The sequence below is a fragment of the Nocardia sp. CDC160 genome (genome assembly GCF_035818795.1).
Lineage (GTDB): Bacteria > Actinomycetota > Actinomycetes > Mycobacteriales > Mycobacteriaceae > Nocardia.
On the sequence record NZ_JAYKYT010000011.1, the window covers coordinates 1 to 24,672 of the forward strand.

Genomic DNA, 24,672 nt, shown 5'->3' on the forward strand with positions numbered 1-24,672 from the left:
CACCCACGTGTTACTCACCCGTTCGCCGCTCGTGTACCCCGAAGGGCCTTACCGCTCGACTTGCATGTGTTAAGCACGCCGCCAGCGTTCGTCCTGAGCCAGGATCAAACTCTCCGTTGAAGACTCTCAATCCCATCTCCGAAGAGATGCAATCGGAAGAATTAACCAGAGTCCGAAAACCTTGGCAAGAAAACGCCAGCTCGGAAATTAAGCTGACTAAAAATGTCCAACCACCCTCACGGGGTGAGAATGATTGGAACCAAATAAAATATTTGGCACTGACATTCATCGACACACTATTGAGTTCTCAAAGAACACACGCACAAACGATCTCCCGGGCTCAATGTCCCGCTCGATCGTGAGGCAACTTTTACAGCTTAGCCCAGCCGTCGCGACGGAACCAAATCCGCTGGTCAGGTGAAGCTAGTGTGATCATCAGGCGCTCCTCGTCCAACCTCGTTTCCCAGGCCCTTGGGGCTCCGGGTCGGTGTCCGTGTCGCTCTGACCTGGAATAAGTTACGTGTTGCTACGAACAGAGTCAAATCGGCTGGTCAGGGGACTAAATTGGCTGGCGTGTACGTCTGCGAGTGGTCGATAACGAGCGCCGTCGTCGACGAGTTCGCGGAACGACTTCCCGGCGGCGCTAAAGAAACCGACTGGCGTGTTAGTTGGTTGCCGGGTCGCGCCTTCACCAAAGACCAAGCGATCGCCGCCATGGAATTGGTCGAACTCCTCTACGACCCCGCCCGTCCGAACGACACCGAAACGCGCGCCACCATCGAGGCCGCCGCGGCCCGGCTCGGCATCCGCCCCATCGACGCCGCCGTCACCCTCTCCGAACGACATCCCCACCCCTGACACTCGGTACGACCGAGTCCACCCGGAGGTTGATTTCGCTCCGCCGAGGGTGGAATTCCTTTGACAAGGGTCGGCGGCGGGCCGAGATTGGGGCTGTGGCAGGGGCACTCGCACTTCCCGTACGAAACGAAATCGACTGGTCACGATGGTTGCGGGGTCCGGCGGAGCAACCGCGCTGGGCCCGACCGGCACTGCTCGCCGTCGCCGCGCTGGCCGCGGTGCTCTACGCCTGGGGCATCGGGGCGCAGACACCACACCTCTACTATTCGGCCGCCGCTCGCTCGATGAGCATGAGCTGGCACAACTTCTTCTACGCCGCCTTCGATCCGGCCGCGACCATCAGCATCGACAAACTGCCCGGGGCCATCTGGATTCAGGCGCTGTCCGTGCGGATCTTCGGGCCACACCTCTGGGCGTACCTGCTGCCGCAGGTCGTCGAGGGCGTGCTCACCGTGCTCGTGCTCTATCGGGCGGTGCGGCGGTTGTCGGGTTACTACGCGGCCCTGGTCGCCGCGCTGGTGGCGGCCGTGGCACCGGCGACGGTCGCGCTGAACCGCGGCAATATCTCCGACACGCTGCTCGTGCTGCTCCTGGTGCTGGCCGCGGACCAGGCGGCGGCCGCCATCGTGTCGGGACGGGCGCGGAATCTGCTGTACTGCGGGCTGTGCATCGGCCTGGCCTTCCAGGCGAAGATGGTGCAGGCCTGGCTGATCGTCCCGGCACTGGTGGCGGCGGTGCTGGTCGCCGCGTCCCGATCCGAACTGCGGCAGCGCATTCCGGGACTCCTCGGGTTCGGCGTGATCGCGGCGGCCGTGTCACTGAGCTGGATGTCGCTGGTCAGCCTGCTGCCCGCCGGGCATCGGCCCTATGTCGACGGCAGCCACGACAACTCGCTGTTCGAGCAGGTGTTCGTCTACAACGGGGCCAGCCGCACCAATGACGGATTCGGTGTCGGGGCCGCCAATTTCACCACCGCCGCCAATCAGAGCGGGTACCGCGCGGAACTCGTGCTCGGACCGGACAATCGCTTCGACCATCTCTTCGGCGGTGGTGGCGGGCGGGAGACCGGATGGCTGCTTCCGCTCGCGCTCCTCTGTCTCGTCGCGCTGGCGTGGGCCGCCCGGCGGCGACCGCGCACCGATCGCCAGACCGCGGCGCTGGTGTTGTGGGGCGGCTGGCTGCTCATTCACGTGATCGTGTTTCTGGTGATCGGCACGGTGAACCCCTACTATCTGGCCGTTCTCACGCCTGCGATCGCCGCGCTGATCGGCATGGGGGCCAACGCCTTCCGCGGATCCTCGGATCGTCGGGTGTGGGTGCTCGGCCTGATCGGCGTCGCCGCCACCGCCGCCTACGGTTGGTGGCTGTCCGCTGCCGCGCCGGGCTGGGTACGCGCCGGACTCGTCATCGCCACCGTGCTGATCATCGCGGCCGCGATCCGCGCCCGCGCGACGCTGGCGACCGCACTGCTCGTGGTCGCGGCGCTGGCCGCGCCGACGGCAGCCGCGGTATCGGTGGTGGTCGACGGCTACGGCCCGCTCGACACCCCGTACGAGTCCGCGCAAGCGCGGCAGGTCACCCAGGGGTTCATGGCCTCCTCCATCGGCGAGGCGCGGAAACTGAATGCCGACCTGGCGAAACTGCCGGGGCGGCCACGCTATCCATTGCTCACCTACACGACCGCGTTGGCGTCACCGTTCATTCTGGTCAGCGGAGAGCAAGTGCCCAGCATCGGCGGATTCACCGGCGCCTCGCCCGTACCCACCACCGACCAGGTGGCCCGCCTGATCGAGTCCGGCCAGGTCGGGCTGGCCCTGATCACCCCCGCGCAAGACGATCGCCTGACCTGGATCCGGCAGCACTGCCGCGAACTGCCGGGGCAGGGCGACGGGAAGGCCATCCAGGCCTACAACTGCGCCCACCACTGAACAGGAACCGGTCATGCGATCGAATTGGCTTGTGCCACTCGACTTTTCACCACGGTGGTTGTAACCGTTCCGGGAGCGCGCCGCGATCCCTAGTTTCCGTGGAACATGACAACTGAACAGTCTCCCGCCATCGCCTACACCCAGGCGGGACCGCTCGAACTGCCCGTGCCCGCCGCCCGCGCGATCGGGGTCCTCGGCACCGGCTCCTATCTTCCCGACCGCGTCGTCGACAATGCCGAGATCGCCGCCAATACCGGCGTCACCAAGGACTGGATCCTCACCAAGACCGGCATTCGCACCCGCCGCTACGCCGCACCCGGACAGGCGACCTCGGATCTGGCCGCGGCGGCCGGGCGAGCTGCCCTGGCGGACGCGGGAATCCGACCCGGCCAACTCGACTACATCGTGGTCGCCACCTCCACCCCCGACCATCCACAGCCCGCCACCGCCGCGCTCGTCCAGCAGCTGCTCGGCGCGGACGGCGCGGCCGCCTTCGACGTGAACGCCGTGTGCACCGGATTCCTCTTCGCCCTGCGCGCGGCCGCGGGCATGCTCGATTCGGACCGGTACGGGCTGGTCATCGGGGCCGACATCTACTCCGGCATCATCGATCCCACCGACCGGCGCACCGCCGTATTGTTCGGCGACGGCGCGGGCGCGGTCGTGCTCGGACCGGTCGAGCCGCCCGCCGGGCTGCTCGGCACCGTGCTGCGCACCCACGGCGATCTGCACGCCACCATTCGAGTCCCGGCTGGTGGCAGTCGGATTCCGGCGCGCGGGCTCGATCCCGACGACAAGGCCCACTATTTCGCCATGGAGGGGCGGGCCGTGCGGGACTTCGTCACCGATCAATTGCCGTTGTCCATCAAGGAGGTCCTGCGCGCCACCGGGCTTCCCGAAACCGTTGTGCGCCACTTCATTCCGCATCAGGCCAATGGCGCGATGCTGCGCGATCTCGCGCCCGCGCTCGACCTGCCCAATGCCCGGCATCATCTGGTGGTCGAGCATGTCGCCAATACCGGTGCGGCGTCGGTGCCCATCGCCCTGGACACCGCGCAGCGGGCCGGGGCGCTCGCGCCCGGGGATCACATTCTGCTGTCCGCGTTCGGCGGCGGCATGTCCATCGGCAGCACCGTGCTGCGCTGGGGGCGCTGACCTGGATCCGAATCGACGCCGAATCGCGCTGGGCCACTTAGCATTCCTGAGCATGCGGGACTCGAGCGGTTTGCTTTACAAGATCAGGCACGGACTGGACACCCAGGTGAGCCTCGCGCGGCTGCGGCGGCACCGCACCCTCGCGGACGCCGCCGCCGGGCGCACCGTGTTGATCACCGGGGCCTCCTCCGGCATCGGGCGGGCCGCCGCCCTGCGACTCGGTGCGGCCGGAGCGACCGTGCTGCTGGTCGCCCGGCGCGCCGACGAACTCGACAGCGCCGTCGCCGAGATCGAGGCCCGCGGCGGGCGCGCGGTCGCGTACCCCTGCGACCTCAATGATTTCGACGCGCTCGACGCCATGGCCGCCAAGGTGCTCGCCGACCACGGGCGCGTCGACATTCTCGTCAACAATGCGGGCCGCTCCATTCGCCGCCGCCTCGACGAGTCCTACGACCGCTTCCACGATTACGAACGCACCATGCGGCTCAACTACTTCGCCGCGGTCCGGCTCATCCTCGCCTTCGCCCCGGCCATGCGCGCCCACGGCGACGGCCAGATCATCAATATCCTCTCCCTCGCCAACCTCTACGGCGGCCCCGGCTACGCCGCCTACGTAGCCTCCAAGGCCGCCCTCGACTCGCTGGCCACCAACCTGCAAGCCGAAACCCACACCGAGAACCTGCGATTCACCGCCATCTACCTGCCGCTGGTTCGCACCGACATGATCACCGCCAACCCCGTCTACCAGCGAGCCACCGCCAACGCCCTGACCGCCGAGGAGGGCGGCGACATCATCTGCGACGCCATTATCGACCGGCCCCGCCGCCTGGCCCCGGTCCTGGGCCGCATCGCCGCCCTCGTCGACTCGGTGCTCCCCGAACGCGCCGACGCCATCCGCCATGCCCGCTTCATCGGCGGAATGTAATGAGCGCCTTCATCGAAGCGAAATGACGCGAGCCGTCGCCGTAGCCGTGGCGACGAGTTCCTCGTCCGCACTACGCAATTCGGCCGCCAGGAACGCGATGTCACCATCGCGGCGCAGGACGCGACCGGTACCGCGCAACCGCCCGACGCGGGCGGGACGCAGAAAGCTCACCTGCAGATCGAGAGTGGACTGGAATTCCCCCGGACCGAGCGTGGCCAGCAGCGCGGGCCCCACGGTGTCGTACAGCATCGCGGCCAGGAACGCCCCCAACACCTCCCCCATCGGATTGGTGAACGCCTCGGTCGCGGTGAACGCAACATCGATGGTCCCCAATTCAGCGTCGGCATCCACGAATTCGAAGCCCAGCGTCTGCGCAGCCCGCGGCATCGGCGCCCGCCCCTCGACCGCATCCCAGAAAATCCCCGCCCGCGAATCGCTCACCCAACCAGTCTGCCGCGAAAACCCCAGCGCGCCATGAAAACAGCCGAGTGCCCGGCCACCTTCGCCCCTAAAACCCGAGTGCCCGGCCACCGCAAGGTGGCCGGGCACTCGCCTATCTCCCTCAATGACCGGGCCCGGTCACCGTCAGGTGACCGGGCCCGATTCATTCAATTCCGTTGCCGGAGGCGCGGACTAGAAGTCCATGCCACCCATGCCGCCGGTCGGGTCGCCCGCGGGGGCGGCCTTCTCCGGCTTGTCGGCGACGACGGCCTCGGTGGTCAGGAACAGGGCCGCGATGGAGGCCGCGTTCTGCAGGGCCGAGCGGGTGACCTTGACCGGGTCGGCGACACCGGCGGCCAGCAGGTCGACGTACTCGCCGGACTCGGCGTTCAGGCCGTGGCCCGCCGGGAGGTTCGAGACCTTCTCGGCGACGACGCCGGGCTCCAGGCCCGCGTTGAAGGCGATCTGCTTCAGCGGCGCGGACAGCGCGACGCGAACGATGTTCGCGCCGGTGGCCTCGTCACCGGTCAGGGACAGGGCGTCCAGCGCGGGGGCGGACTGCAGCAGGGCCACGCCACCACCGGCGACGATGCCCTCCTCGACGGCGGCCTTCGCGTTGCGGACGGCGTCCTCGATGCGGTGCTTGCGCTCCTTGAGCTCGACCTCGGTCGCGGCACCGGCCTTGATGACGGCGACGCCACCGGCCAGCTTGGCCAGGCGCTCCTGCAGCTTCTCGCGGTCGTAGTCCGAGTCCGAGTTCTCGATCTCGGTGCGGATCTGCGCCACGCGACCCTTGATGGCGTCCGGATCGCCCGCGCCCTCGACGATGGTGGTCTCGTCCTTGGTGATGACGACCTTGCGGGCGGTGCCCAGCAGCTCCAGACCGGCGGTCTCGAGGGACAGGCCGACCTCTTCGCTGATGACCTCGCCACCGGTCAGGATGGCGATGTCGGCCAGCATGGCCTTGCGGCGGTCACCGAAGCCCGGGGCCTTGACGGCGATGGACTTGAAGGTGCCGCGGATCTTGTTCACGACCAGGGTCGAAAGCGCTTCGCCCTCAACGTCTTCCGCGATGATCAGCAGCGGCTTGCCGGCCTGGATGACCTTCTCCAGCAGCGGCAGCAGGTCCTTGACGGTCGAGATCTTCGAGCCGACGAGCAGGATGTACGGATCCTCGAGGACCGCTTCCTGACGCTCCGGGTCGGTCACGAAGTAACCGGAGATGTAGCCCTTGTCGAAGCGCATGCCCTCGGTCAGCTCCAGCTGGAGGCCGAAGGTGTTGCTCTCCTCGACGGTGATGACGCCTTCCTTGCCGACCTTGTCCATGGCCTCGGCGATCAGCTCACCGATGGACGAGTCGCCCGCGGAGATACCGGCGGTGGCGGCGATCTGCTCCTTGGTCTCGACCTCCTTGGCGGTGTCGAGCAGCTTGGCGGTGACGGCCTCGACGGCCTTCTCGATGCCGCGCTTCAGGCCGAGCGGGTTGGCACCGGCGGCCACGTTGCGCAGACCCTCACGGACCAGCGCCTGGGCCAGCACGGTGGCGGTGGTGGTGCCGTCACCCGCGACGTCGTCGGTCTTCTTCGCAACTTCCTTGACGAGCTCCGCGCCGATCTTCTCGTACGGGTCCTCGAGCTCGATTTCCTTGGCGATGGAGACACCATCGTTGGTGATGGTGGGGGCGCCCCACTTCTTCTCCAGCACCACGTTCCGGCCCTTGGGGCCGAGGGTCACCTTGACAGCGTCGGCGAGGCTGTTCAGGCCACGCTCGAGTCCGCGGCGAGCCTCTTCGTCGTACGCAATTGTCTTGGCCATTGCGTTGAGATCCTCCAGATCAGGGATGGGCATGATCTGGTCAGCTTCGGTGCCCGCGACGGACGACCGGAGGTACCGGCCTCACCGTTCCGACCTAGCACTCACGGGTACGGAGTGCCAAAGCCATTTCTAGCACTCGACCCCAACGAGTGCAAGGTTGCCCGGAACCGGCGAATGGCCGCACGAGTCGCCTCGGCGGCCGATTCCCCCAAGGAGCTACCGGAAACGCGCCCGACGACTACGAGAAGTGCGAACGGTCGTCCACGCGGAGCAGCAGGGCGATCAGGGCATCGGTGCGGCGCTCCTCCGGCGTGCGGGGCTCGCCGTGCTCGACGGTCACGAGTTCGGCGTCCTGCAGGAGAAGTTCGGCCTCGATGCGCATGATGGCCCGGATGAACGGTGGGGCGACCTCGGGTGGGAGGTCACCGTTCACGATGTAGCCGCCATCGGGCGTGTCCTCGGTGGTGACATAACTGAGCGCGCGCAGCAGATCAGCGCGCTTTTCCCCCGCAACTAGGTCGGAACCCTCGTCGCCCGCCATTCCACAATCGTATCTGGCGCATCATGGACACCATGGGACCCGGTGGGGCGAGCGGGGTCGCGAGCCCTACATCACCAGGTCGGCGGCATGGCGGAGCGACACGTCGACTACTGCGCGTCGGGGGCGGGGGCGGTCAATCCGGGGATCGGCAGCGATCCCAACAGGTCCACGATGGCGGCCTGCACCGAGTCCTTGTCCAGGCCCAGGCCGTGCAGCACGCCGGAACCGTTCTCCTGATCCAGCAGGGCAAGGAGCAGATGCTCGGTGCCGATGTAGTTGTGGCCCAGCCGCAATGCCTCGCGGAAGGTCAGCTCGAGGACCTTGCGAGCCTGCCCATCGAACGGGATGAGGGCGGGCACCGGTTCGCCGGTGGCGGCGGGGAGCGCGGCCGTGGCCGCCCGACGGACCGCATCGGCGGAGACGCCCTTGGCCTTGATGACCTTCACAGCAAGGGATTTCGGCTCGGCGAGCAGGCCGAGCACCAGGTGTTCGGGACGGGTTTCGAGATTGCCGACGGCCCGGGCCTCCTCCTGCGCGGCCATGACGACGTGGCGGGCACGTGAGGTGAAGCGGGCGAATCCGGCATTGGGGTCCAGGGCCGCGGCCTGGCTCGGATCGGCGGGCGCCTTGGGCACGAAGCGTTTCTGCGCGGCCTGCTTGGTGACGCCCATGCTCTGGCCGATATCGGTCCAGGAGGCGCCGGAGCGGCGGGCCTGGTCGACGAAGTGGCCGATCAGGTGGTCGGCCACCTCGCCGATGTGGTTGCCGAGGACCACGGCGTCGGAGAGTTGTTCCAGGACATCGTCGGGACGGGCCTTCTTGATGCCGTCGATCAGATCGTCGAGGCGGATGGAGTTCGTCATGCGTCAACTCTAGGTTGACCGCACTGCTGCGGTCAACCATTGGTTGACGAATTTCGCGGCTGGTTCAGATCTTCGCCGCCCGTCCGACGGCGCTCACGATCTGCTCCTTGACCCAGGCCGCCGGGCGACCGGTGATCGCCACGCTGCCGTTCGAATCGTCGGCCTTCATGAACTGCACCAGACCGTCCTGGCGACCCAGGCTCATGCAGGTCAGCAGGAACCGGGGCTTGAACGCCGCGGGCTGCTTGCCGCGCAGGCGATCCGCGACCGCCGCGCCCAGGTACTTGCCCGCGGGCTGCGCCGCCTGGCACGACATGCGCGCCTCGCGGCCGTTGAAGCCGACCATGACCGCCGCGTCACCGACCGCGTAGACGTCCGCGAGGTCGCGCACCCGCAGCCGGTCGTCGACCAGCACCCGGCCGCGCCCGTCCACCGGCAGACCCGAGCGGGCCGCCACCTCGGGCACCGTGAAACCCGTTGTCCAGAGCACGATGTCGGCGTCGATGCGATCGCCGTCCACCAGGTCGAGACCGGTGGCGGTCACCGCCGCCACCTTCGCGACCCGGACCTGAATGCCGAGGCGGTCCAACACCTTTCGAATGTGTGCCACGGCCTTGGGGATCAACCAGCCGCCCGGCTCGTCCGAACTGACCAGCACGACATCGAGATCGGGGCGGCTCTCGGCCAATTCGGTGGCGGTCTCGAGACCGGTCGCACCGGCGCCCACCACGGCCACCCGGCCGCTGAGCGCGGGAATGCGCCGCACATCCTCGGAAGTGGCGACGGTGTGGGCGAATTCGGCCGCGCCGGGCACCATCGAGAGATCGGCGCGGCTGCCGAGGGCGTAGATCAGCGTGTCGTAGGCGACGGCGTCGCCGGTGGCCAGTTCGACGCGGCAGGCGGCGGTGTCGATGCGTTCCGCGCGACCGTTGACGAACTCGATTCCCTTGGCCGCCAGGGTCTTCCGCAGTTCCCAGCGCGCCACGTCCTGCCCGGCGAGGACCTGGTGCAGGCGCACCCGGTCGACGAATTCGGTGTGCAGGTCGATGACGGTGATGTGTGCGCCCTTGGCCTTGATGGCTTCCCGCGCCGCGGCCAGTCCCGCGTAGCCCGCGCCCAGGATGACGATTCGATGCTGTCCGGTCATGAGAGTGCTCCCTTTCACTTCAGGTACACCGTCGGCCGCTCGGTGGCCGACACCCTCTAGACCGGACAGCACCGCGATCCCTGACAGATTCGGGACGTGTCCTGTGTCACAGGCCGGTTCGTGGCACGAAAACTGCCGCTAGCCAGCGGTTTCGTCGGTGAGCTCGCGCTCGACGCGGGCGAAGTAGGCCAGCTTGTCCGGGTTCACCACGAACTGGAACCCGGCGATCAGCTCGCCGTCGAAGGTCACCGAGCTGACGCCCACCAGGGTCTCCCCCGTCCGGACCACGAAGGCCGGTGCGGCATTGACCTCCTCGACGGTGAAGGTGGCATCGGGAACCTTGGAGAACAGACCCGCCATGTAGCGCAGCACGGCCGCGATGCCGACGACGGGCCGCTTGGCCGCGTGGACCTTCGCGCCGCCATCGGCCACGGCCACGATATCGGCGGTGAACATGGACTCGAGCGCCGCCAGATCGCCGGATTGCGCCGCCTGCAGGAACTTCTCGACCAGTTCGCGCGCGTGCGTCGGCGCGGACTCGAAGCGCGGGCGCTCCTCCCGCACCCGGTGCGCGGCCCGCCGATACACCTGCTGCGCATTGGATTCGGTGAGCCCGAGCATGTCGGCGATCTCGCGGTGCGCGTAGCCGAAGGCCTCGCGCAGCACGAAGACGGCGCGCTCGGTGGCGCTGAGCCGTTCGGCCAGGGTCAGGAAGGCCATCGACACCAGTTCCCGCTGTTCGGCCGATTCCAGCGGCCCGAGTTCGCCGCGGCCGGTCGGGACCGGTTCGGGCAGCCAGGGCCCGACATAGGTCTCGCGGCGGGCGCGCGCCGAATCCAGCCAGCCGCGGCACAGATTCACCAGAATGGTGGTCAACCAGGCTTCGGCGGAACAGATTTCGGTGCGGTTGGTGGCTTCCCAGCGCAGGTAGGTCTCCTGCACGGCGTCCTCGGCCTCGGCGGCCGAGCCCAGCATGCGATAGGCGAGCGCGAACAAGCGCGGCCGATGTCGCTCGAATTCGACCAGCCCGTCGGCGTCCATCGGTACCCCAGTCCTCGTACTACGCAATCGTTTGAGGACGATACGCCTGCGGAGGCGCTCCGCGGCGGTGAGTATCCACACGTTGCCACGGTGCGCCGGGCCGCTGATGGCTCGCCAATGGATCCCTAATGGAGATCGACGGCGAAATTACTTGGGAGCCACCCGGATTGCGACGGCCACCGGCATATTGGCGTACGTCGAGGCCAGGCAGGCCAGTTTGGCGGTGCCGAGCGCCATATTGGCATTGCCCTCCAGGAAGGATCCGGGATGGGCGGCCAGGATCTGATCGATCACCTGCTTCTCCGCGTCGTCGGTGAGATCGCGGAAATCGCCGCAGGTGGTCTGGGCTCCGGCGGGCGCGCTGGTCTTCTTGGCGACCGTGGCGCTGGTGGGCGCGTCGGCGGGCGGCTGCACCACGGGTGCGGCCGCGGTGGTGGAAGCGAGGGTGGTGGTTCTGGCGGTGGTGGTCCCGGCCTGCTTCTGTCCGTTCGCCTCACCGGATTTGTCCGATCCACAACCGGCGAGACTCAACGCCATCGCACCTGCCGCGAGGGCGACGATCGAAAGACGCTTCATACCCTGCTTTCCGAACTTCCCGAAAGTGCCTGACACCGGACCGGCCCGGCGCTCGCAGAGCGTACCCGGCACAGGCCACTCCCGGAAGGCAAAGCTCGACTCCCGGGAGGACAGGGCTCGCAGGTGGGTGAGCGCCTCAGTGCAGGTGCTGCTGCCAGTCCGCCGGTACCCGCCCGCGCGGGCCCGGCACCGGCTGATCCGCCGGATGCGCGTGCGGCGGCGCGAGTTCCGGGCCGCCCTCGTACATCTCCTTGTTCGAGAAGTTGTAGTACCACTCCTCACCCGGTTCGAAACTCTGGATGAACGGGTGCCCGGTGCTCTGGAAGTGCTTGGTGCCATGCTGATTCGGCGACATGTCACAACAGCCGATGTGCCCGCACTGCGCGCAGCGGCGCAGGTGCACCCACCAGCCGCCCGCGGCATCGCATTCCACGCAGCCCGTACCACTGGGCGGCACGGTGGGGTCGATGCCTTCGATCTGCTCGGTCATCAGTTGCCTTCCGTCGTGGCCGTGAGGGGCAGGCGGACGATGAATCGCGTGTTCCCGGCCTCGGATTCGACGCGGATGTCGCCGTGGTGCTTGTTCACCACGATCCGGAACGAGATGTCGAGTCCGAGGCCGGTGCCCTCGCCGACCGGTTTGGTGGTGAAGAAGGGTTCGAAGATGCGGGTGCGGATCTCGTCCGGGACGCCGGGCCCGGTGTCGCCGATTTCCACCGCGGCACAATCGTTCTCACGATAGGTGCGAATGGTCAGCGTGCCGCGCCCGGCCATGGCGGCGACCGCGTTGTCGATCAGATTGGTCCACACCTGGTTCAATTCCGCGGCGTAGCAGGGCACCTGCGGCAGCGCCGGGTCGTATTCCTTGATCACCGTGATGTCGTCGCCGATCTTGCGGGCCAGCATGACCAGTGTGGAGTCCAGCAGTTCGTGCAGGTCCACCACCTGGAACGGGGCCCGGTCCATCTGCGAGTACTGCTTGGCCGCGTTCACCAGCGAGGAGATGCGGGTGGTCGAATCGGTGATCTCGTTCATCAACAACTCGGTCTCGACCGTGTAGTTGAGCCAGCGGATCGCGCCCTCGAAAACATCCGCGCCACAACCGGAGAGGGTGCCGTTCACCTTCTCCAGCCAGTCGGTGTCGAATCCGGCCTGCACGAAGTTGGGTGCGAGGTCCCAGCCGTTGGCGATGCCGTGATTCTCGAGCCAGTCGCCCAACTCGTCCTCGCGGTCGGAGGCCTCCATGGAGGTGAGCTTGGGCGCCTTGGCGACCTGTGCGGCCGCCTCCTCCTGCAACTGCACCAGCGACTCGAGCGCCTTGGAGTCGAACTTGCCGTGCGCCATCATCTTCAGCTTGTGCCGCATCCCGGCCACGCGTTCGCGCAGCGAGGAGGTGGCGCGCACGGCGGCCGCGGCCGGATTGTTCAGCTCGTGGGTCAGGCCCGCCGACAGCGAGCCCAGCGCCAGCAACCGCTCGCGCTGGCCGATGCGCTCATTGGCATTGCGGTTGCCGAAGAAGACGCCCTCGAGCAGGTGCAGGGCCATGGGGAACCAGTCCTGCATCATCTTCGCGAAGGTGCCCGCGTCCAGGACGAAGAACTTCGACGGCCGCGTCACGTAGAACGAGGCGGTGTAGTTCTGGTCGACCTTGTCGCCCATGTAGGCGGTCCACGCGCCCGCGTAGGAGCCGACGTGCTCGGTGCGCACGAGCTCGAGCTCCTCGCCGCCCGACATCTTGGTCATCACCACCTCGCCGTCCATCAGGACGTAGAAGCAGGTCGCCGGATCGCCCTCGCGGAAGACGAGTCCGGGCTCGAACATCTCGACCCGGCCGTCGCGGCACAGCCAGGCCAGCTGCTCGTCGTTCAGCTTCTCGAACAGGAACAGCTGACGCAGTTCGTTCGGGTCGCAGATCAATCGGGTGTTGCCCATGTGCGCTACTCCTACTGTTTCGCGAGCCAGCGGTGCACCAGCATGACGGCCATCGCGCCCTCGCCGACCGCCGAGGCGACCCGCTTGGCCGATTCCGATCGCACGTCACCGGCCACGAAGACGCCCGGGACGCTGGTCTCCAAATGCTGTGGCGGGCGCGGCAGCTCCCAGCCCGCGGGCCGTTCGCCGTCGACCATGAGGTCGGGTCCGGCCAGCACGTAGCCGTTGTCGTCCCGCTTGACGATGCCGTCGAGCCAGTCGGTTTCCGGGGCCGCGCCGATGAACAGGAACAAACGCTCCGCGTCGACCTTTTCTTCCGCGCCGGTCTCGTTATTGCGCAGCACGATCCGCTCGAGGTGGTCGTCGCCGTCGGCGGACACCACCTCGGTGCGGGTGTGCACCTTGATATTGGGCACCTGCTCGATCTGCTGGATCAGGTAGTGCGACATGGACGCTTCGAGGGATTCGCCGCGCACCAGAATGTGCACGGTCTTGGCCCGCCGGGACAGGAAGACCGCCGCCTGGCCCGCCGAGTTCGCGCCGCCCACGATGTAGACGTCCTTGTCGGCGCAGTCGCTGGCCTCGGTCATGGCCGAGCCGTAGTAGACGCCGCGGCCGGTGTACTCGTCCACGCCCGGCGCCGGGTGATGCCGGTAGTTGACGCCGGTCGCGATGAGCACCGAATGCGCGGCGACACTGCCGCCGTCGGCGAAGCGCACCACGCGGGCCGCGCCGCACGCCTCGAGGGCCACCACCTCGCGCGCGGTAATGAGTTCGGCCCCGAATTTCACGGCCTGCCGCCGCGCCCGGTCGGCCAGCTGCGCGCCCGACAGCCCGTCCGGGAAGCCCAGGTAGTTCTCGATGCGCGAGCTCTGTCCGGCCTGCCCGCCGGTGGCGGTGCGTTCGACCAGCACGGTGCGCAGCCCCTCCGACGCGCCGTAAACCGCCGCGCCCAAACCGGCCGGGCCACCGCCGACCACGATCAGGTCGTAGAAGTCGCTGGTGGCAACGGTGTTCAGGCCCACGCCCTGGGCCAGCTGCGCGTCGGTGGGCATGATCAGCACATCGCCATTGGGGTTGATGATCACCGGGCACTGGTCCTCGGTGGCATTGGCGGCGGTCAGCAGCCGCGCCCCCTCCGGCTCGTCGACCTGGTACCAGCGATACGGCAACTGGTTGCGCGCCAGGAACTCCCGGACCTCCGAGCAGCGGGCCGACCAGCGGTGGCCCACCACCTTGGTCTCGGTCACCGGCTTGTGCTCGTCCCCGCGCCACGCCTCGAGCAGGGCGTCGACGACCGGATACAGCTTCTCCTCCGGCGGATCCCACGGCTTGAGCAGGTAGTGGTCCAGGTCGACCACATTGATGGCCTCGATGGCGGCATTGGTGTCCGCGTAGGCGGTGAGCAGCACGCGGCGCGCCCACGGGTGCAGGTCCATGGCCTGCTCGAGGAATTCGACGCCGTTCATACCGGGCATGCGGTAGTCGGCGATCAGCACCGCGACCGGCTGGCCGCGCAGTTTCATCTCCCGCAGCGCCTCGAGCGCGTCGGCGCCGGACTCCGCCCGCAGAATCCGATAGTCCGCCCCGTACCGGCGGCGCAGGTCCCGCACGACCGCACGCGAGACGCCCGGATCGTCGTCAACGCTGAGGATGGCCGGTTTCACGGCAGCTGGTGAAGTCACCTATCGAGTATGGAACCCGGAGTCAAATCCGATGATGCTGAACCAGATCCAGCTCGGTCGGCGTGAGCAGGCGCTCTAATCGTTCTTCGAGGGCCCCGTTGGCCTTCTTGCGCACGAAATGCTTCGGCGTCGTGGTGGACTCCGCATCGGCACCGGACTCTTCGGCAGGAAGGAGCGGAACCGTTCTGGTCTTGCGATGCAGGAGCGAGCGCAGGTTCACGGCCGATCACCTCACGTTTCCCAGTCGGAAGCTGGTGGCAGTGTCTGATGCTTCGTCTATCCCACATTGTGCGCCGCTCATTACATTTCGGACATCAGCACCGCCGTAATGTGATCTAGTTGATTTTCACCAAGGGGAATGAACTCGACGCGCGAGCTATACGTGCTGGTGAGGTGGCGTGATCCGGGCCACGCGGCCCGGGTGACCCAGGCCACCCCGCACTAGGATGCGGGTACCGATCGTTACGTCCCCGGAGGCAGCGTTGCCGAACAAACTCGAAGCCAGTATCGATATCGCGGCCGCGCCGGAAAAGGTCTGGAGTGTCGTCTCCGATCTGAAGCGCATTCCCGAATTCAGTCCGCAGACCCTGCGCATGCAGCCGCTCGGGCGCGCGGTGCACACCGGCACCTGGACGGTGAATCTGAACAAGGCCTCGGGGTACGTCTACCCGACCACCTCGAAGGTGGTGCGCTTCGAGCCGAACAAGGCGATCGCCTTCCGCATGACCGAGAACCGGACGGTCTGGAGCTACACCCTCGAGCCCACCGCGGACGGCACCCGCCTGATCCAGCGGCGCGATGTCCCCAATGGCAAGCTGCCGTGGTGGTTGCAGAAGACCATCGACACGGTCTTCGGCGGCGAACAGCCCTTCGAGGCCGCGCTCGTGGAGGGCATGCACGAAACCCTCGGGAAGATCAAGCAAACCGTGGAGAGCTGAGCGTAGGTTCGGCCTATGCGACGACTTCCAGCGATCTGTGCCGCGACCGTCGGTGTGGCGCTGCTGCTGACCGGCTGCGGCAGCTCCGACTCCTCCGGCGACCGGACGGTGACCGTCACCGGAACCGGAAAGGTGCAGGGCACACCGGATGTGCTCAATGCCGATCTGGGCACCGAGGTGAGCGCGGGCGATGTGTCCGCGGCCGTCGACCAGGCCAATGCGAAGGCCAAGGCGATCACCGATGCCATGGTCACGGCGGGGGCCAAACGCGAGGACATCAAGACCAGCGATCTGTCGGTCCAGCCCACCTACGGGACCGACGGGCACAACATCACCGGGTATCGCGCGACGAATTCCATGCACGTGGCCGTGCGGGACCTGCCGAAGGCGTCGGGCATTCTGTCGGCGGCGGTGCAGGCCGGGGGCAACGACACCCGCATCAATTCGGTGGCATTCGGGTTGGAGGACAACACCAAACTGCTCTCCGACGCCCGTGCCCGGGCCTTCGACGACGCCAAGAGCCGCGCCCAGCAGTACGCGGACCTGTCCGGCTTGAAGCTGAAGACGGTCAAGACCATCAGCGAAAACGGCAGTGGCGCAACGCCTACCCCCACCCCCATGTATCGCAATGGGGTCCCCGGTGCCGCGCCCGACATCACCCTCGAACCGGGCCAGCAGACGGTCACCTTCGAGGTGACCGTCGCTTGGAATATGGGTTAGCTACTTCCAGTTCGGGAGCGTGACGACCTGGGCCGCGTAGGACAGGCCCGCGCCGAAGGCGATGAGCAGGGCGGTGCCGCCGGGTTTGGCATCGCCCTGACGCATCATGGCCTCCATGGCCAGCGGGATCGAGGCGGCCGAGGTATTGCCGGTCTCCTCGATGTCATTGGCCAGCGCGCAGCTGTCGGGGAGTTTCAGGACCCGGGCCATGATTTCGATGATGCGGCCGTTGGCCTGGTGCGGAACCATGGCGTCCAGATCCTCGGCGGTCAGGCCCGCCTGTTCGATGGCGTCGCGGCAGACCTTCTCCAAAGAGTGTGCGGCCCAACGGAAGACGGCCGTGCCCTCCATGGCGAGATAGGGGCGGACGGCGTCCAGCCCTTTCTCGTCGATCTCGGCGAAGAACTCCATCCAGTCCTTGTCCTGGCGGATGGCGTGGTGCTGGGTGCCGTCCGAACCCCACACCGTGGGCCCGATGCCCGGTTCGTCGGAGGGGCCGATCACCACCGCGCCCGCGCCGTCGGCGAAGAGGAAGGCCGTGCCGCGATCGGTCGGGTTGATCGTGTCCGTCAGCCGTTCCACGCCGATGACCAGGACGTGGCGGGCGGTGCCGCCCTTGACCAGATCCGAGGCCAGGGCCACCGCGTGGCAGAAGCCCGCGCAGCCCGCCGAGATGTCGAAAGCGGCGACATTGTTCAGGCCGAGTTCGGTGGCGATCTGCGGTGCGGCGGCGGGGGTGAGCAGCAGCCAGGTCGAGGTGGCGACGATGACGCAGTCGATCTGGGCCCGGTCGATCTCGGCGGCCTCGATGGCGTCGCGCGCGGCCGCGGCGCTCATGGAAACGATCGTCTCCTCGGGGGAGGCGAAGCGGCGGGTGCGGATGCCGGAGCGGGTCCGGATCCATTCGTCGCTGGAGTCGATGGGTCCGGCGACCTCATCGTTGGTGACGACTCGCTGCGGGCGGTACACGCCGAGCCCGAGCATTGCCGTGTGCTCTACCCCGTTGATCGAGGCAATTCGAGCAGCCATTGGTCTTCTCCTATGTACTGCGCGTCGAACGTGACCTTCATCGGGTTCCCCACCCCAGAAGCGGACCTTCAGGACACCGCAGACATGAGGCTCCCTCACATTAACCGAGATACCCCCTGATACGTGTGCGTATGCTCACAATCACGGGGTTTTGCCAGGTGGCTCACCGAGTGTTCACACCCGTGTTCGCTCGCGTTCGGTCACCGAGAACGCGAGCGTCGAACGCGCTTCCCGTATCGTGTGATCGCGGTCAACGACCGCACCTGTCCGCGCATGAAAGAGGAGCCTGTGGCCCGCCGACCCACCCCGCCCGGCACTCCGGAACAGACCGGCCTCGGTCACGTGGCCGATCTGGTTCGCAAAGCCGTTCCGCCGCTGCACCCCGCGGGTCTGCCGTTCGTCGCCGCGCCGCTCGCCGTGGCCACCCTGGGCTACCGGCGAAAGTGGTTGCGCCGCACGGGTTTGCTGGCCGCCGCGGCCTGCGCCGCCTTCTTCCGCCACCCGCACCGGGTGCCGCCGAACCGACCCGGCGTGGTCGTGGCCCCGGCCGACGGTGAGGTGGCCCTCGTCGACACCGCCGTGCCGCCCGCCGAGCTCGGCCTGGGCGACGCGCCGCTGCCCCGGGTGAGCATCTTCCTGTCCGTGCTGGACGTGCACGTGCAGCGGGTGCCGGTGAGCGGCCTGGTCGAGCAGGTCGCGTATCTGAAGGGCCAGTTCCTGTCCGCGGACCTGCCCGAGGCCAGCGAGCGCAACGAGCGCAACAGCGTGGTCATCGAAACCGCCTCGGGCCAGCGCGTGATCGTGGTGCAGATCGCCGGTCTGCTCGCGCGCCGCATCGTCTGCGAGGCGAAGGCGGGCGACAAGCTGAACATCGGTGACACCTACGGCCTGATCCGCTTCGGTTCGCGCGTGGACACCTACTTCCCGGCCGGTACCACGCTGCTGGTGACGCCGGGGCAGCGGACCATCGGCGCGGAAACGGTGCTGGCCGAACTGGATTCATGATGGAGCAACTCGCGCCCGCGCCGGACCAGCGCCGCCGCAATCGCACCGTCCGCCTGCTGCCCAGCATGGTGACCATCCTGGGCCTGTGCTCGGGCCTGTCCGCGGTGAAGTTCGCCATGGAGGGCAAGCTGGGCATCGCGCTGGCCCTGGTCGGCGCGGCGGCCATCTTCGACATGCTGGACGGTCGCATCGCCCGCATGCTGGATGCCACCACCAAGATGGGCGCGGAGCTGGATTCGCTCTCCGACGCCATCGCCTTCGGTGTCGCGCCCGCCCTGGTGCTGTACGTGACCTTCCTGCACGCCGACAGCATCGGCTGGATCCTGGCGCTGCTGTTCGCGGTCTGCATGGTGTTGCGGCTGGCCCGCTTCAACACCCTGATGGACGACGACAACCGGCCGGATTGGCAGCGCGAGTATTTCGTGGGTGTGCCCGCACCCGCGGGCGCGCTCATCGTGCTGCTGCCCATCGCGCTGTCCGAGCAGTTCCACGACGGCTGGTGGGTGAGCTTCCCGGTGGTGGCGGTGTGGACCGTGCTCACCGGTCTGCTGTGCGTGAGCACGCTGCCGACGCTGGCCATCAAGTCGGTCTCGGTGGCCCCGCGCACCGCGCCGATCCTGCTGGTGCTGGTCGGTCTGGTCGCCGCGCTGCTGGTCACCTACCCGCTGATCCTGATGATGGCGTTGGTCGCGCTGTACCTGTGCCACATCCCCTTCGCGGTGCACTCGGCCCGCTGGGTGGCCGCGCGACCGGAGACCTGGCATCACAAGCCGTCCGAGCGCCGCGCGCAGCGCCGGGCCCAGCGCCGTCAGCGCCCGCTGGCCGGTCGGGTGCCCCGGGTCTCCACGGCCCGGCTGCGGCTGCGTCGCCCCGGACAGCGAGATCGGTTCCCGGACCGCGTCAATCGCTGAAGCCAGCAATCGGTGAAGTCGGTCCGCGCCCCCAGGCAGAATTGACGGGTGCCGGAAATCAAGCTGACCGCCCGCCGGAACTCCTCGAGCGCGGATGCCCGCTGGGGGCTGGTGCGGCTGCATCCCGAAGTGATGATGGCGCTCGGCCTGCAGGCGGGCGACGGCGTCACGCTGACCGGCGGGCGGCGCACCACCGCGGTGGTCGGGCCGTTCCGGCCGGGGCGGGCGGTCGGCACCGGTGTCGCGCTGCTCGACGAGGTCATCCTGTCCAATGCGAAGGTGCGCGAGGACGGTGATGTCACGATCGCACCGGCGACCGTCTACGACGCGCGCCGGGTCGCGGTCACCGGTTCGAGCCTCGCCATGACGGCCATCCCGGAATCGACGCTGCGGCAAGCACTTCTGGGCAAGATCGTGACGGTCGGCGACACCGTCACCCTGCTGCCGCGCGATCTGCTGGCCACCGACAATCCGGCCGCCGCCCGGCAGGCGTTGAAGAACCTCGGGATCGCCTGGACCTCGGAGGTTCTCAAGGTCACGGTCACCGATCCGCAGCCCGGGGCGGTCACCATCCTGCCCAGCACCGTGGTGACGCTGGGCCGGAGCATCGGCGGCACCGACACCCCCCACGGCCTGCTCGACGACACCGACCTACCCGCGCCCGCCCCGATCGTGGTGCGCGAGCGCCCGGCCTCGACCGCGCCCACGGCCGCGGTCGCGGTGGCGGATCTGGCGGGCGTGCAGAACCAGGCCGCCAAGCTGACGGAATGGCTGAATCTCGCGCTGGACGAGCCGGAATTGCTCAAGGCCCTCGGGGCCACTTCGCATTTGGGGGTCTTGATCACCGGGCCCGCGGGCGTCGGCAAGGCGACGCTGGCGCGGGCGGTGGTGGGCGCGCGGCGGCTGGTGGAACTCGACGGCCCCGCGATCGGCGCGATCGAGAGCGGCAGCCGATTACGCGCGGTCGCGGACAAGGTGACCGAAATCTGTTCCGGCGCGGGCGGAGTGCTGTTGATCACCGATATCGACGCCCTGCTGCCCGCCGAACCCGAACCGGTGGCCACCCTGATTCTGGACCAATTGCGCTGTGCCGTAGCGCGTCCGGCCGTGGCCGTGCTGGCCACCACCTCGAATGCGGTGGGCCTCGACGCGCGGCTGCGCGGACCGGAGCTCTTCGATCGGGAGGTGTCGCTGCCGCTGCCCAAGGCCAAGGTCCGGGCGGCACTGCTGGAACAGCTGCTGCGCAAGGTGCCCACCGATGGCCTGCGGCTGGAGGAGATCGCCACGCGGACACCCGGATTCGTGGTGTCGGATCTGGCGGCCCTGATCCGGGAGGCGGCGCTGCGGGCGGCCGCGCGGGCCAGCCGGGAGCACGCGGATCCGGTATTGGCGCAGGAGGATCTGGTCGGGGCCCTGGAGGTCATCCGCCCGCTGTCGCGGTCGGGCTCCGAGGAATTGGCCATTGGCGGCCTGAGCCTCGACGACGTGGGCGACATGGCCGAGACCAAACAGGCGCTCACCGAGGCGGTGCTGTGGCCGCTGCGGCATCCGGATTCGTTCCACCGCTTGGGCATCGAGCCGCCGCGCGGGGTGCTGCTCTACGGCCCGCCCGGCTGCGGGAAGACCTTCCTGGTGCGCGCGCTGGCCGGGACCGGGCAGCTGAGCGTGCACGCCGTGAAGGGCGCCGAGCTCATGGACAAGTGGGTGGGATCGTCGGAGCGGGCGGTGCGCGAGTTGTTCCAGCGCGCACGGGATTCCGCGCCCTCGCTCATTTTCTTGGACGAGGTGGACGCGCTGGCTCCACGCCGCGGCCAGTCCAGTGACTCCGGCGTCTCCGATCGGGTGGTCGCGGCTCTGCTCACCGAGTTGGACGGGGTGGAACCCCTGCGGGACGTGGTCGTGGTCGGCGCGACCAACCGGCCGGAATTGATCGATCCGGCGCTGACCCGGCCGGGTCGCCTGGAGCGGCTGGTGTTCGTGCCGCCGCCGGATGTCGACGCCCGCGCCGAAATCCTGCGCACCGCCGCCAAACACGTGCCGCTGGCCAAGAACGTGAACCTGCGCAGGCTCGCGCGGGACCTGGAAGGCTATTCGGCCGCGGACTGTTCGGCCCTGCTGCGCGAGGCCGCCCTCGCGGCCATGCGCCGCGATGTGGAGGCCGGGGAGGTGACCGCCGAGGATATGACGGCGGCCCGCAAGGCGGTGCGCCCGTCGCTGGATCCGGTGCAGGTGGAGTCGTTGCGGCTGTACGCGGCCCAGCGCGATGCCTCCGGCCCGCCGGGCGATCCCTCCGGATACGTCTAACCGACCGATTAGTCCGTTTTGCCTGCGGTTTCGAAGTTTGCCGAATCCGCACAAAGTAGGCGAGTCGAACCGACCGGTCCGCCTATCACCGGTAGGTTTGCGCAGGTGAGGTCGTATCAGGTCGCCGCCGAGACGATCACGGCACTGGTGACAGCAACGGTTGCCGGGCTGGCGCTGGCGCTACCCATCGACTTCGGCTGGACCTCACAGACTTCCGCGCTGCAGCTGGACCTGCTGGCCTACAGCCTGCCCCGGGCGATCTCGGCGGGCGTGCTGGTGGCCATGATCGTGGCGGTGCTGCTCACCACCCTGGGCAGCGTCGAGGTCGCGTGGGGCACCACACTGGGCGGGCTGCTCGTCCTACTGGCCAATCACGCCTTCGGGCATGCCTCCGATCCGCATTCCTCGCTGTCCACCATGAATTTCATCGATTCGCTGGCGGGCGGGCTGGTGCTGGGCGCGCTGGGCGCGGCGGTGCTGCATCACCGGCTGTCCGCCTTCGCCTGGACGCTGGGCATTCTGATCAGCCTGCTGCTGGGTTCGGTGAATCCGGTGCCCCGCATCGGCGGCGGTATCGACGAGACGACCGGCGACCACTGGCACGCCACGGACATGCCGCCCCTGTGGATGCTCCTGCTGGCCCTGGCGCTGTCCGCGCTGGGCTTCCTGGCCAATCGCAATCATCCGGTCGCGCAACGCTTGTCGATCGAGTTGCCGCTGGCGCCGATTCTGGCGGGCGTGGTGCTGGTGCTGATCACCCTGGCCAGCGCGGAATGGCTGGCCCGGCACGGCGGCAGCCTGGCGGGCATCGGCCTCGCGGTGGTGACGGCGGTGGGGACCGCCATGATCGCGGCCATGCTGCTACCGGGCCGGGACGGCGAGATCGTGCTGCTGGCGGTGGGTCTGAGCGCGGTGGCCGCGGCCACGGTGGCGGCCGAGCTGCCCGCCTGGTCGATTCCGCTGCTGGTGGCGGTGACGGCCTTCGGCATGTGGATGGGCAGCAGGCACGGCGCTCCATCGGCGTGTCTGGTGGCGGCGATCGTGCTCGGCATCACCACGGCTCTCACCGCCGATACCGAATGGGCCTGGCTGATTGTCGGCGGTGCCGCGGTCGTCTCCTGGCTCATCGGTTTCGCGCTCACCTCGGCCCGGCCGCGCTATGTGCCGAGCCGGGTGCTGGGCACCATGGTGATCTTCGTGCCGTCGGCGGTGCTTGGCATGCGCGATTACGTGGCGCGCGGGGACTACGCGGTGCGATCCACCGGCAATGCGACGGTGTGCACGGTGACCTCGGGCAGTACCTCGGCTCCGGCGTGGACGGCGGCCCTGGTGGCCGCGGGCTGTCTGGCCGGGCTGGTGGTGCTGCATCGCAGCCGCCCGGCGGGCGAGGCGACGAACGCGGCGACCCAGGAGTCGATCGACCCCGAATAGTCAGGCGCGCACGGCGGTTTCGAGCGTGGCGGGCGCGTCCGGAAGCTGCGCGAACCAGGTCCGATAGAAGGCCGTCACATACGCGGCCAGCAGTCCGAGCACGATCATGCCCGCGGGCACCGGATGCTCGGCGAAGCCGACCGACAGGTAGCGGTAGGACAACAGCAATCCGGCGAAGAGCGCGGCACCGGCGGCCACCAGTCGCACCCGGGTGCCGTCCCAGCCGCGCTCCGGCGCGCGCAGCGCGGATTCGACGGTCAGGCACAGCACCGCGCCCGCGACCAGGTCGGCCCCGTAGTGGTAGCCGAAGCCGAGGGTGGCCGAGAGCGTGGCGATGAGCCAGAACGCGCCGCCCCAGCGCAGCCAGGTCGGCGCGGGCGCGCCCGTGAACGGATCGCGCCGGGAGTGGATGAAGATCGACAGCGCCCACGCGGTGTGCAGCGAGGGCATGCAGTTGCGCGGGGTGAAGTGGTCGAAGGCAATGGATCCGGGCGCGAGGTCCACCGGCGGCACCACGGCGGGCCAGTAGTGGCCCAGCGAGAAGGTGCTGTCCGCGCCGAACGCGAAAATCGGCCCCACGACCGGGAATACGACGTAGAAGATCGGCCCGACCAGTCCGAGCACCAGGAAGGTCCGCACCAGATAGTGCCGCGGCCACTCCCCCGTTTGCACGACATTGCGCAGCTGCCACACGGTCACGATCATGGCGCCCAACGGCAGTTCGATGTAGACCCAGTGCAGCACCGCGGAGGCGAACGGCCCCAGCCAGTCCAGCAGCTGCCCCATCATCCAGGACGGGTCGCCGAGGGCGTGGTCGACCAGCACCACGTGTTCGTCGAGCACCCGGGGCCCGGCCAGCACGGTGATGCCGAGCCAGACGTCGGCCACCTTGCTGGAGAGCACCAGCAGGATGCCCAGCGCGGCGGCGTGCAGCGCGTTGGCGCGCTCGCTGCCCTGCCATTTCCAGTAGGCGAGCCCGATCAGCGCCAGCAGCACCAGGACGGGCCCGTTGCCCATGGCCAGCGGGCCGCCGTGCAGCGTTCGAATCCCTTGGTAGACAAGGTCGATGCCCAGGGCCGCGCCGACCGCGAGGGCGCGCCGCCGCCAGGACAGTCCGATCAGGGCGAGCCCGAGTCCGGCCCACGGCACGGTGAAGGATTTGGCATTGCCCGCGAAGTCGTCCCAGATGCTCTCGAGGGGTCCGACGAAGTGATGCCGGGAGGCGACGATCTGCAGGGCGATCAGTGCCACCGCACCGATGCCGAGCACCGCCGCGAGGCGGGCGCGCGGCGACGGCGTCCACGTTTCCGGACGGCGCGCGGCACCGCCGGATCGGGAGCGCGGGTCGTCGAGCAGCATCCAGCCATAGTAAACGCCGCATGAACGCCACCCCGGTGCCCAGTTGAACGTGGGCACCGGGGTCGGGT

At 68.3% G+C, this 24,672-nt stretch carries 23 protein-coding genes and 1 rRNA gene; 10 read left to right on the forward strand and 14 right to left on the reverse strand.

Features of this window, described 5'->3' with window-relative positions; all coding sequences use genetic code 11:
• A 16S ribosomal RNA gene (locus tag VMT40_RS37720) occupies positions 1-120 on the reverse strand; the annotation flags it as partial.
• Positions 121-573: 453 nt separating this feature from the next.
• On the opposite strand from VMT40_RS37720, the gene VMT40_RS37725 reads away from it, so the two are divergent.
• The 4 genes from VMT40_RS37725 to VMT40_RS37740 all read left to right on the forward strand — a co-directional run bounded on the left by VMT40_RS37725 (position 574) and on the right by VMT40_RS37740 (position 4,866).
• Entirely contained in the window at positions 574-858 is a 285-nt protein-coding gene (locus VMT40_RS37725) for a hypothetical protein (protein ID WP_326364465.1), read from the forward strand.
• 95 nt (positions 859-953) lie between these two features.
• The gene (locus VMT40_RS37730; RefSeq protein ID WP_326364466.1) at positions 954-2,786 is read left to right on the forward strand and encodes an ArnT family glycosyltransferase; all 1,833 of its coding nucleotides are present in this window, start codon (positions 954-956) and stop codon (positions 2,784-2,786) included.
• 105 nt (positions 2,787-2,891) lie between these two features.
• Positions 2,892-3,941 (forward strand): 3-oxoacyl-ACP synthase III family protein, encoded by a 1,050-nt coding sequence (locus VMT40_RS37735; RefSeq protein WP_326364467.1) that lies wholly within the window; start codon positions 2,892-2,894, stop codon positions 3,939-3,941.
• A gap of 52 nt (positions 3,942-3,993) precedes the next feature.
• Complete coding sequence (locus tag VMT40_RS37740; protein WP_326364468.1) at positions 3,994-4,866, forward strand: SDR family NAD(P)-dependent oxidoreductase; 873 nt, start codon at positions 3,994-3,996, stop codon at positions 4,864-4,866.
• Between the two features lie 9 nt (positions 4,867-4,875).
• On the opposite strand, the gene VMT40_RS37745 is transcribed toward VMT40_RS37740, so the two are convergent.
• The 11 genes from VMT40_RS37745 to VMT40_RS37795 all read right to left on the reverse strand — a co-directional run bounded on the left by VMT40_RS37745 (position 4,876) and on the right by VMT40_RS37795 (position 15,127).
• On the reverse strand, positions 4,876-5,307 hold the full coding sequence (locus tag VMT40_RS37745; protein WP_326364469.1) for a PaaI family thioesterase: 432 nt from the start codon (positions 5,305-5,307) through the stop codon (positions 4,876-4,878).
• A 192-nt stretch (positions 5,308-5,499) separates the two neighbouring features.
• Complete coding sequence (gene groL / locus VMT40_RS37750) at positions 5,500-7,122, reverse strand: chaperonin GroEL (protein WP_326364470.1); 1,623 nt, start codon at positions 7,120-7,122, stop codon at positions 5,500-5,502.
• Between the two features lie 238 nt (positions 7,123-7,360).
• Positions 7,361-7,663: a hypothetical protein gene (locus VMT40_RS37755; RefSeq protein WP_326313351.1), complete on the reverse strand. Its 303-nt coding sequence runs from the start codon at positions 7,661-7,663 to the stop codon at positions 7,361-7,363.
• Between the two features lie 107 nt (positions 7,664-7,770).
• Positions 7,771-8,526: a Clp protease N-terminal domain-containing protein gene (locus tag VMT40_RS37760; protein WP_326364471.1), complete on the reverse strand. Its 756-nt coding sequence runs from the start codon at positions 8,524-8,526 to the stop codon at positions 7,771-7,773.
• A 64-nt stretch (positions 8,527-8,590) separates the two neighbouring features.
• On the reverse strand, positions 8,591-9,673 hold the full coding sequence (locus VMT40_RS37765; protein ID WP_326364472.1) for an NAD(P)/FAD-dependent oxidoreductase: 1,083 nt from the start codon (positions 9,671-9,673) through the stop codon (positions 8,591-8,593).
• Positions 9,674-9,811: 138 nt separating this feature from the next.
• Complete coding sequence (locus VMT40_RS37770) at positions 9,812-10,714, reverse strand: RNA polymerase sigma-70 factor (RefSeq protein WP_326364473.1); 903 nt, start codon at positions 10,712-10,714, stop codon at positions 9,812-9,814.
• A gap of 147 nt (positions 10,715-10,861) precedes the next feature.
• Positions 10,862-11,290: a hypothetical protein gene (locus VMT40_RS37775; protein ID WP_326364474.1), complete on the reverse strand. Its 429-nt coding sequence runs from the start codon at positions 11,288-11,290 to the stop codon at positions 10,862-10,864.
• Positions 11,291-11,426: 136 nt separating this feature from the next.
• Positions 11,427-11,780 carry a UBP-type zinc finger domain-containing protein gene (locus VMT40_RS37780; RefSeq protein WP_326364475.1) on the reverse strand — a complete coding sequence of 118 codons (354 nt, stop codon included), beginning with the start codon at positions 11,778-11,780 and terminating at the stop codon, positions 11,427-11,429.
• On the reverse strand, positions 11,780-13,222 hold the full coding sequence (locus VMT40_RS37785; protein WP_326364476.1) for an ATP-binding protein: 1,443 nt from the start codon (positions 13,220-13,222) through the stop codon (positions 11,780-11,782). Before VMT40_RS37785 ends, VMT40_RS37780 begins: the two co-directional genes overlap by 1 nt.
• Before the next feature lie 11 nt (positions 13,223-13,233).
• Complete coding sequence (locus VMT40_RS37790) at positions 13,234-14,907, reverse strand: FAD-dependent oxidoreductase (protein WP_326364477.1); 1,674 nt, start codon at positions 14,905-14,907, stop codon at positions 13,234-13,236.
• Between the two features lie 22 nt (positions 14,908-14,929).
• A complete protein-coding gene (locus VMT40_RS37795; RefSeq protein ID WP_326364478.1) occupies positions 14,930-15,127 on the reverse strand; it encodes a hypothetical protein in 198 nt (65 codons plus the stop codon).
• A gap of 262 nt (positions 15,128-15,389) precedes the next feature.
• Here VMT40_RS37795 and VMT40_RS37800 point away from each other — a divergent pair, with 262 nt between their 5' ends.
• Together VMT40_RS37800 and VMT40_RS37805 are read left to right on the forward strand one after the other, a co-directional pair.
• Positions 15,390-15,845, forward strand: coding sequence for an SRPBCC family protein (locus VMT40_RS37800; protein ID WP_326364479.1), 456 nt, complete (start codon positions 15,390-15,392; stop codon positions 15,843-15,845).
• A 15-nt stretch (positions 15,846-15,860) separates the two neighbouring features.
• Positions 15,861-16,565: an SIMPL domain-containing protein gene (locus VMT40_RS37805; protein ID WP_326364480.1), complete on the forward strand. Its 705-nt coding sequence runs from the start codon at positions 15,861-15,863 to the stop codon at positions 16,563-16,565.
• Here VMT40_RS37805 and VMT40_RS37810 read toward each other — a convergent pair whose 3' ends face one another.
• Complete coding sequence (locus VMT40_RS37810; protein WP_326364481.1) at positions 16,566-17,594, reverse strand: beta-ketoacyl-ACP synthase III; 1,029 nt, start codon at positions 17,592-17,594, stop codon at positions 16,566-16,568.
• A gap of 288 nt (positions 17,595-17,882) precedes the next feature.
• On the opposite strand from VMT40_RS37810, the gene VMT40_RS37815 reads away from it, so the two are divergent.
• The 4 genes from VMT40_RS37815 to VMT40_RS37830 all read left to right on the forward strand — a co-directional run bounded on the left by VMT40_RS37815 (position 17,883) and on the right by VMT40_RS37830 (position 23,245).
• Positions 17,883-18,599: a phosphatidylserine decarboxylase gene (locus VMT40_RS37815; RefSeq protein ID WP_326364602.1), complete on the forward strand. Its 717-nt coding sequence runs from the start codon at positions 17,883-17,885 to the stop codon at positions 18,597-18,599.
• Positions 18,596-19,510: a CDP-diacylglycerol--serine O-phosphatidyltransferase gene (pssA, locus tag VMT40_RS37820; RefSeq protein ID WP_442790128.1), complete on the forward strand. Its 915-nt coding sequence runs from the start codon at positions 18,596-18,598 to the stop codon at positions 19,508-19,510. Before VMT40_RS37815 ends, pssA begins: the two co-directional genes overlap by 4 nt.
• A gap of 48 nt (positions 19,511-19,558) precedes the next feature.
• A complete protein-coding gene (locus VMT40_RS37825) occupies positions 19,559-21,814 on the forward strand; it encodes an AAA family ATPase (RefSeq protein ID WP_326364482.1) in 2,256 nt (751 codons plus the stop codon).
• Between the two features lie 105 nt (positions 21,815-21,919).
• Positions 21,920-23,245 carry a hypothetical protein gene (locus tag VMT40_RS37830; RefSeq protein ID WP_326364483.1) on the forward strand — a complete coding sequence of 442 codons (1,326 nt, stop codon included), beginning with the start codon at positions 21,920-21,922 and terminating at the stop codon, positions 23,243-23,245.
• On the opposite strand, the gene VMT40_RS37835 is transcribed toward VMT40_RS37830, so the two are convergent.
• Positions 23,246-24,604 carry a phosphatase PAP2 family protein gene (locus VMT40_RS37835; protein WP_326364484.1) on the reverse strand — a complete coding sequence of 453 codons (1,359 nt, stop codon included), beginning with the start codon at positions 24,602-24,604 and terminating at the stop codon, positions 23,246-23,248. It lies immediately after the preceding gene.
• Between the last annotated feature and the right edge of the window lie 68 nt (positions 24,605-24,672).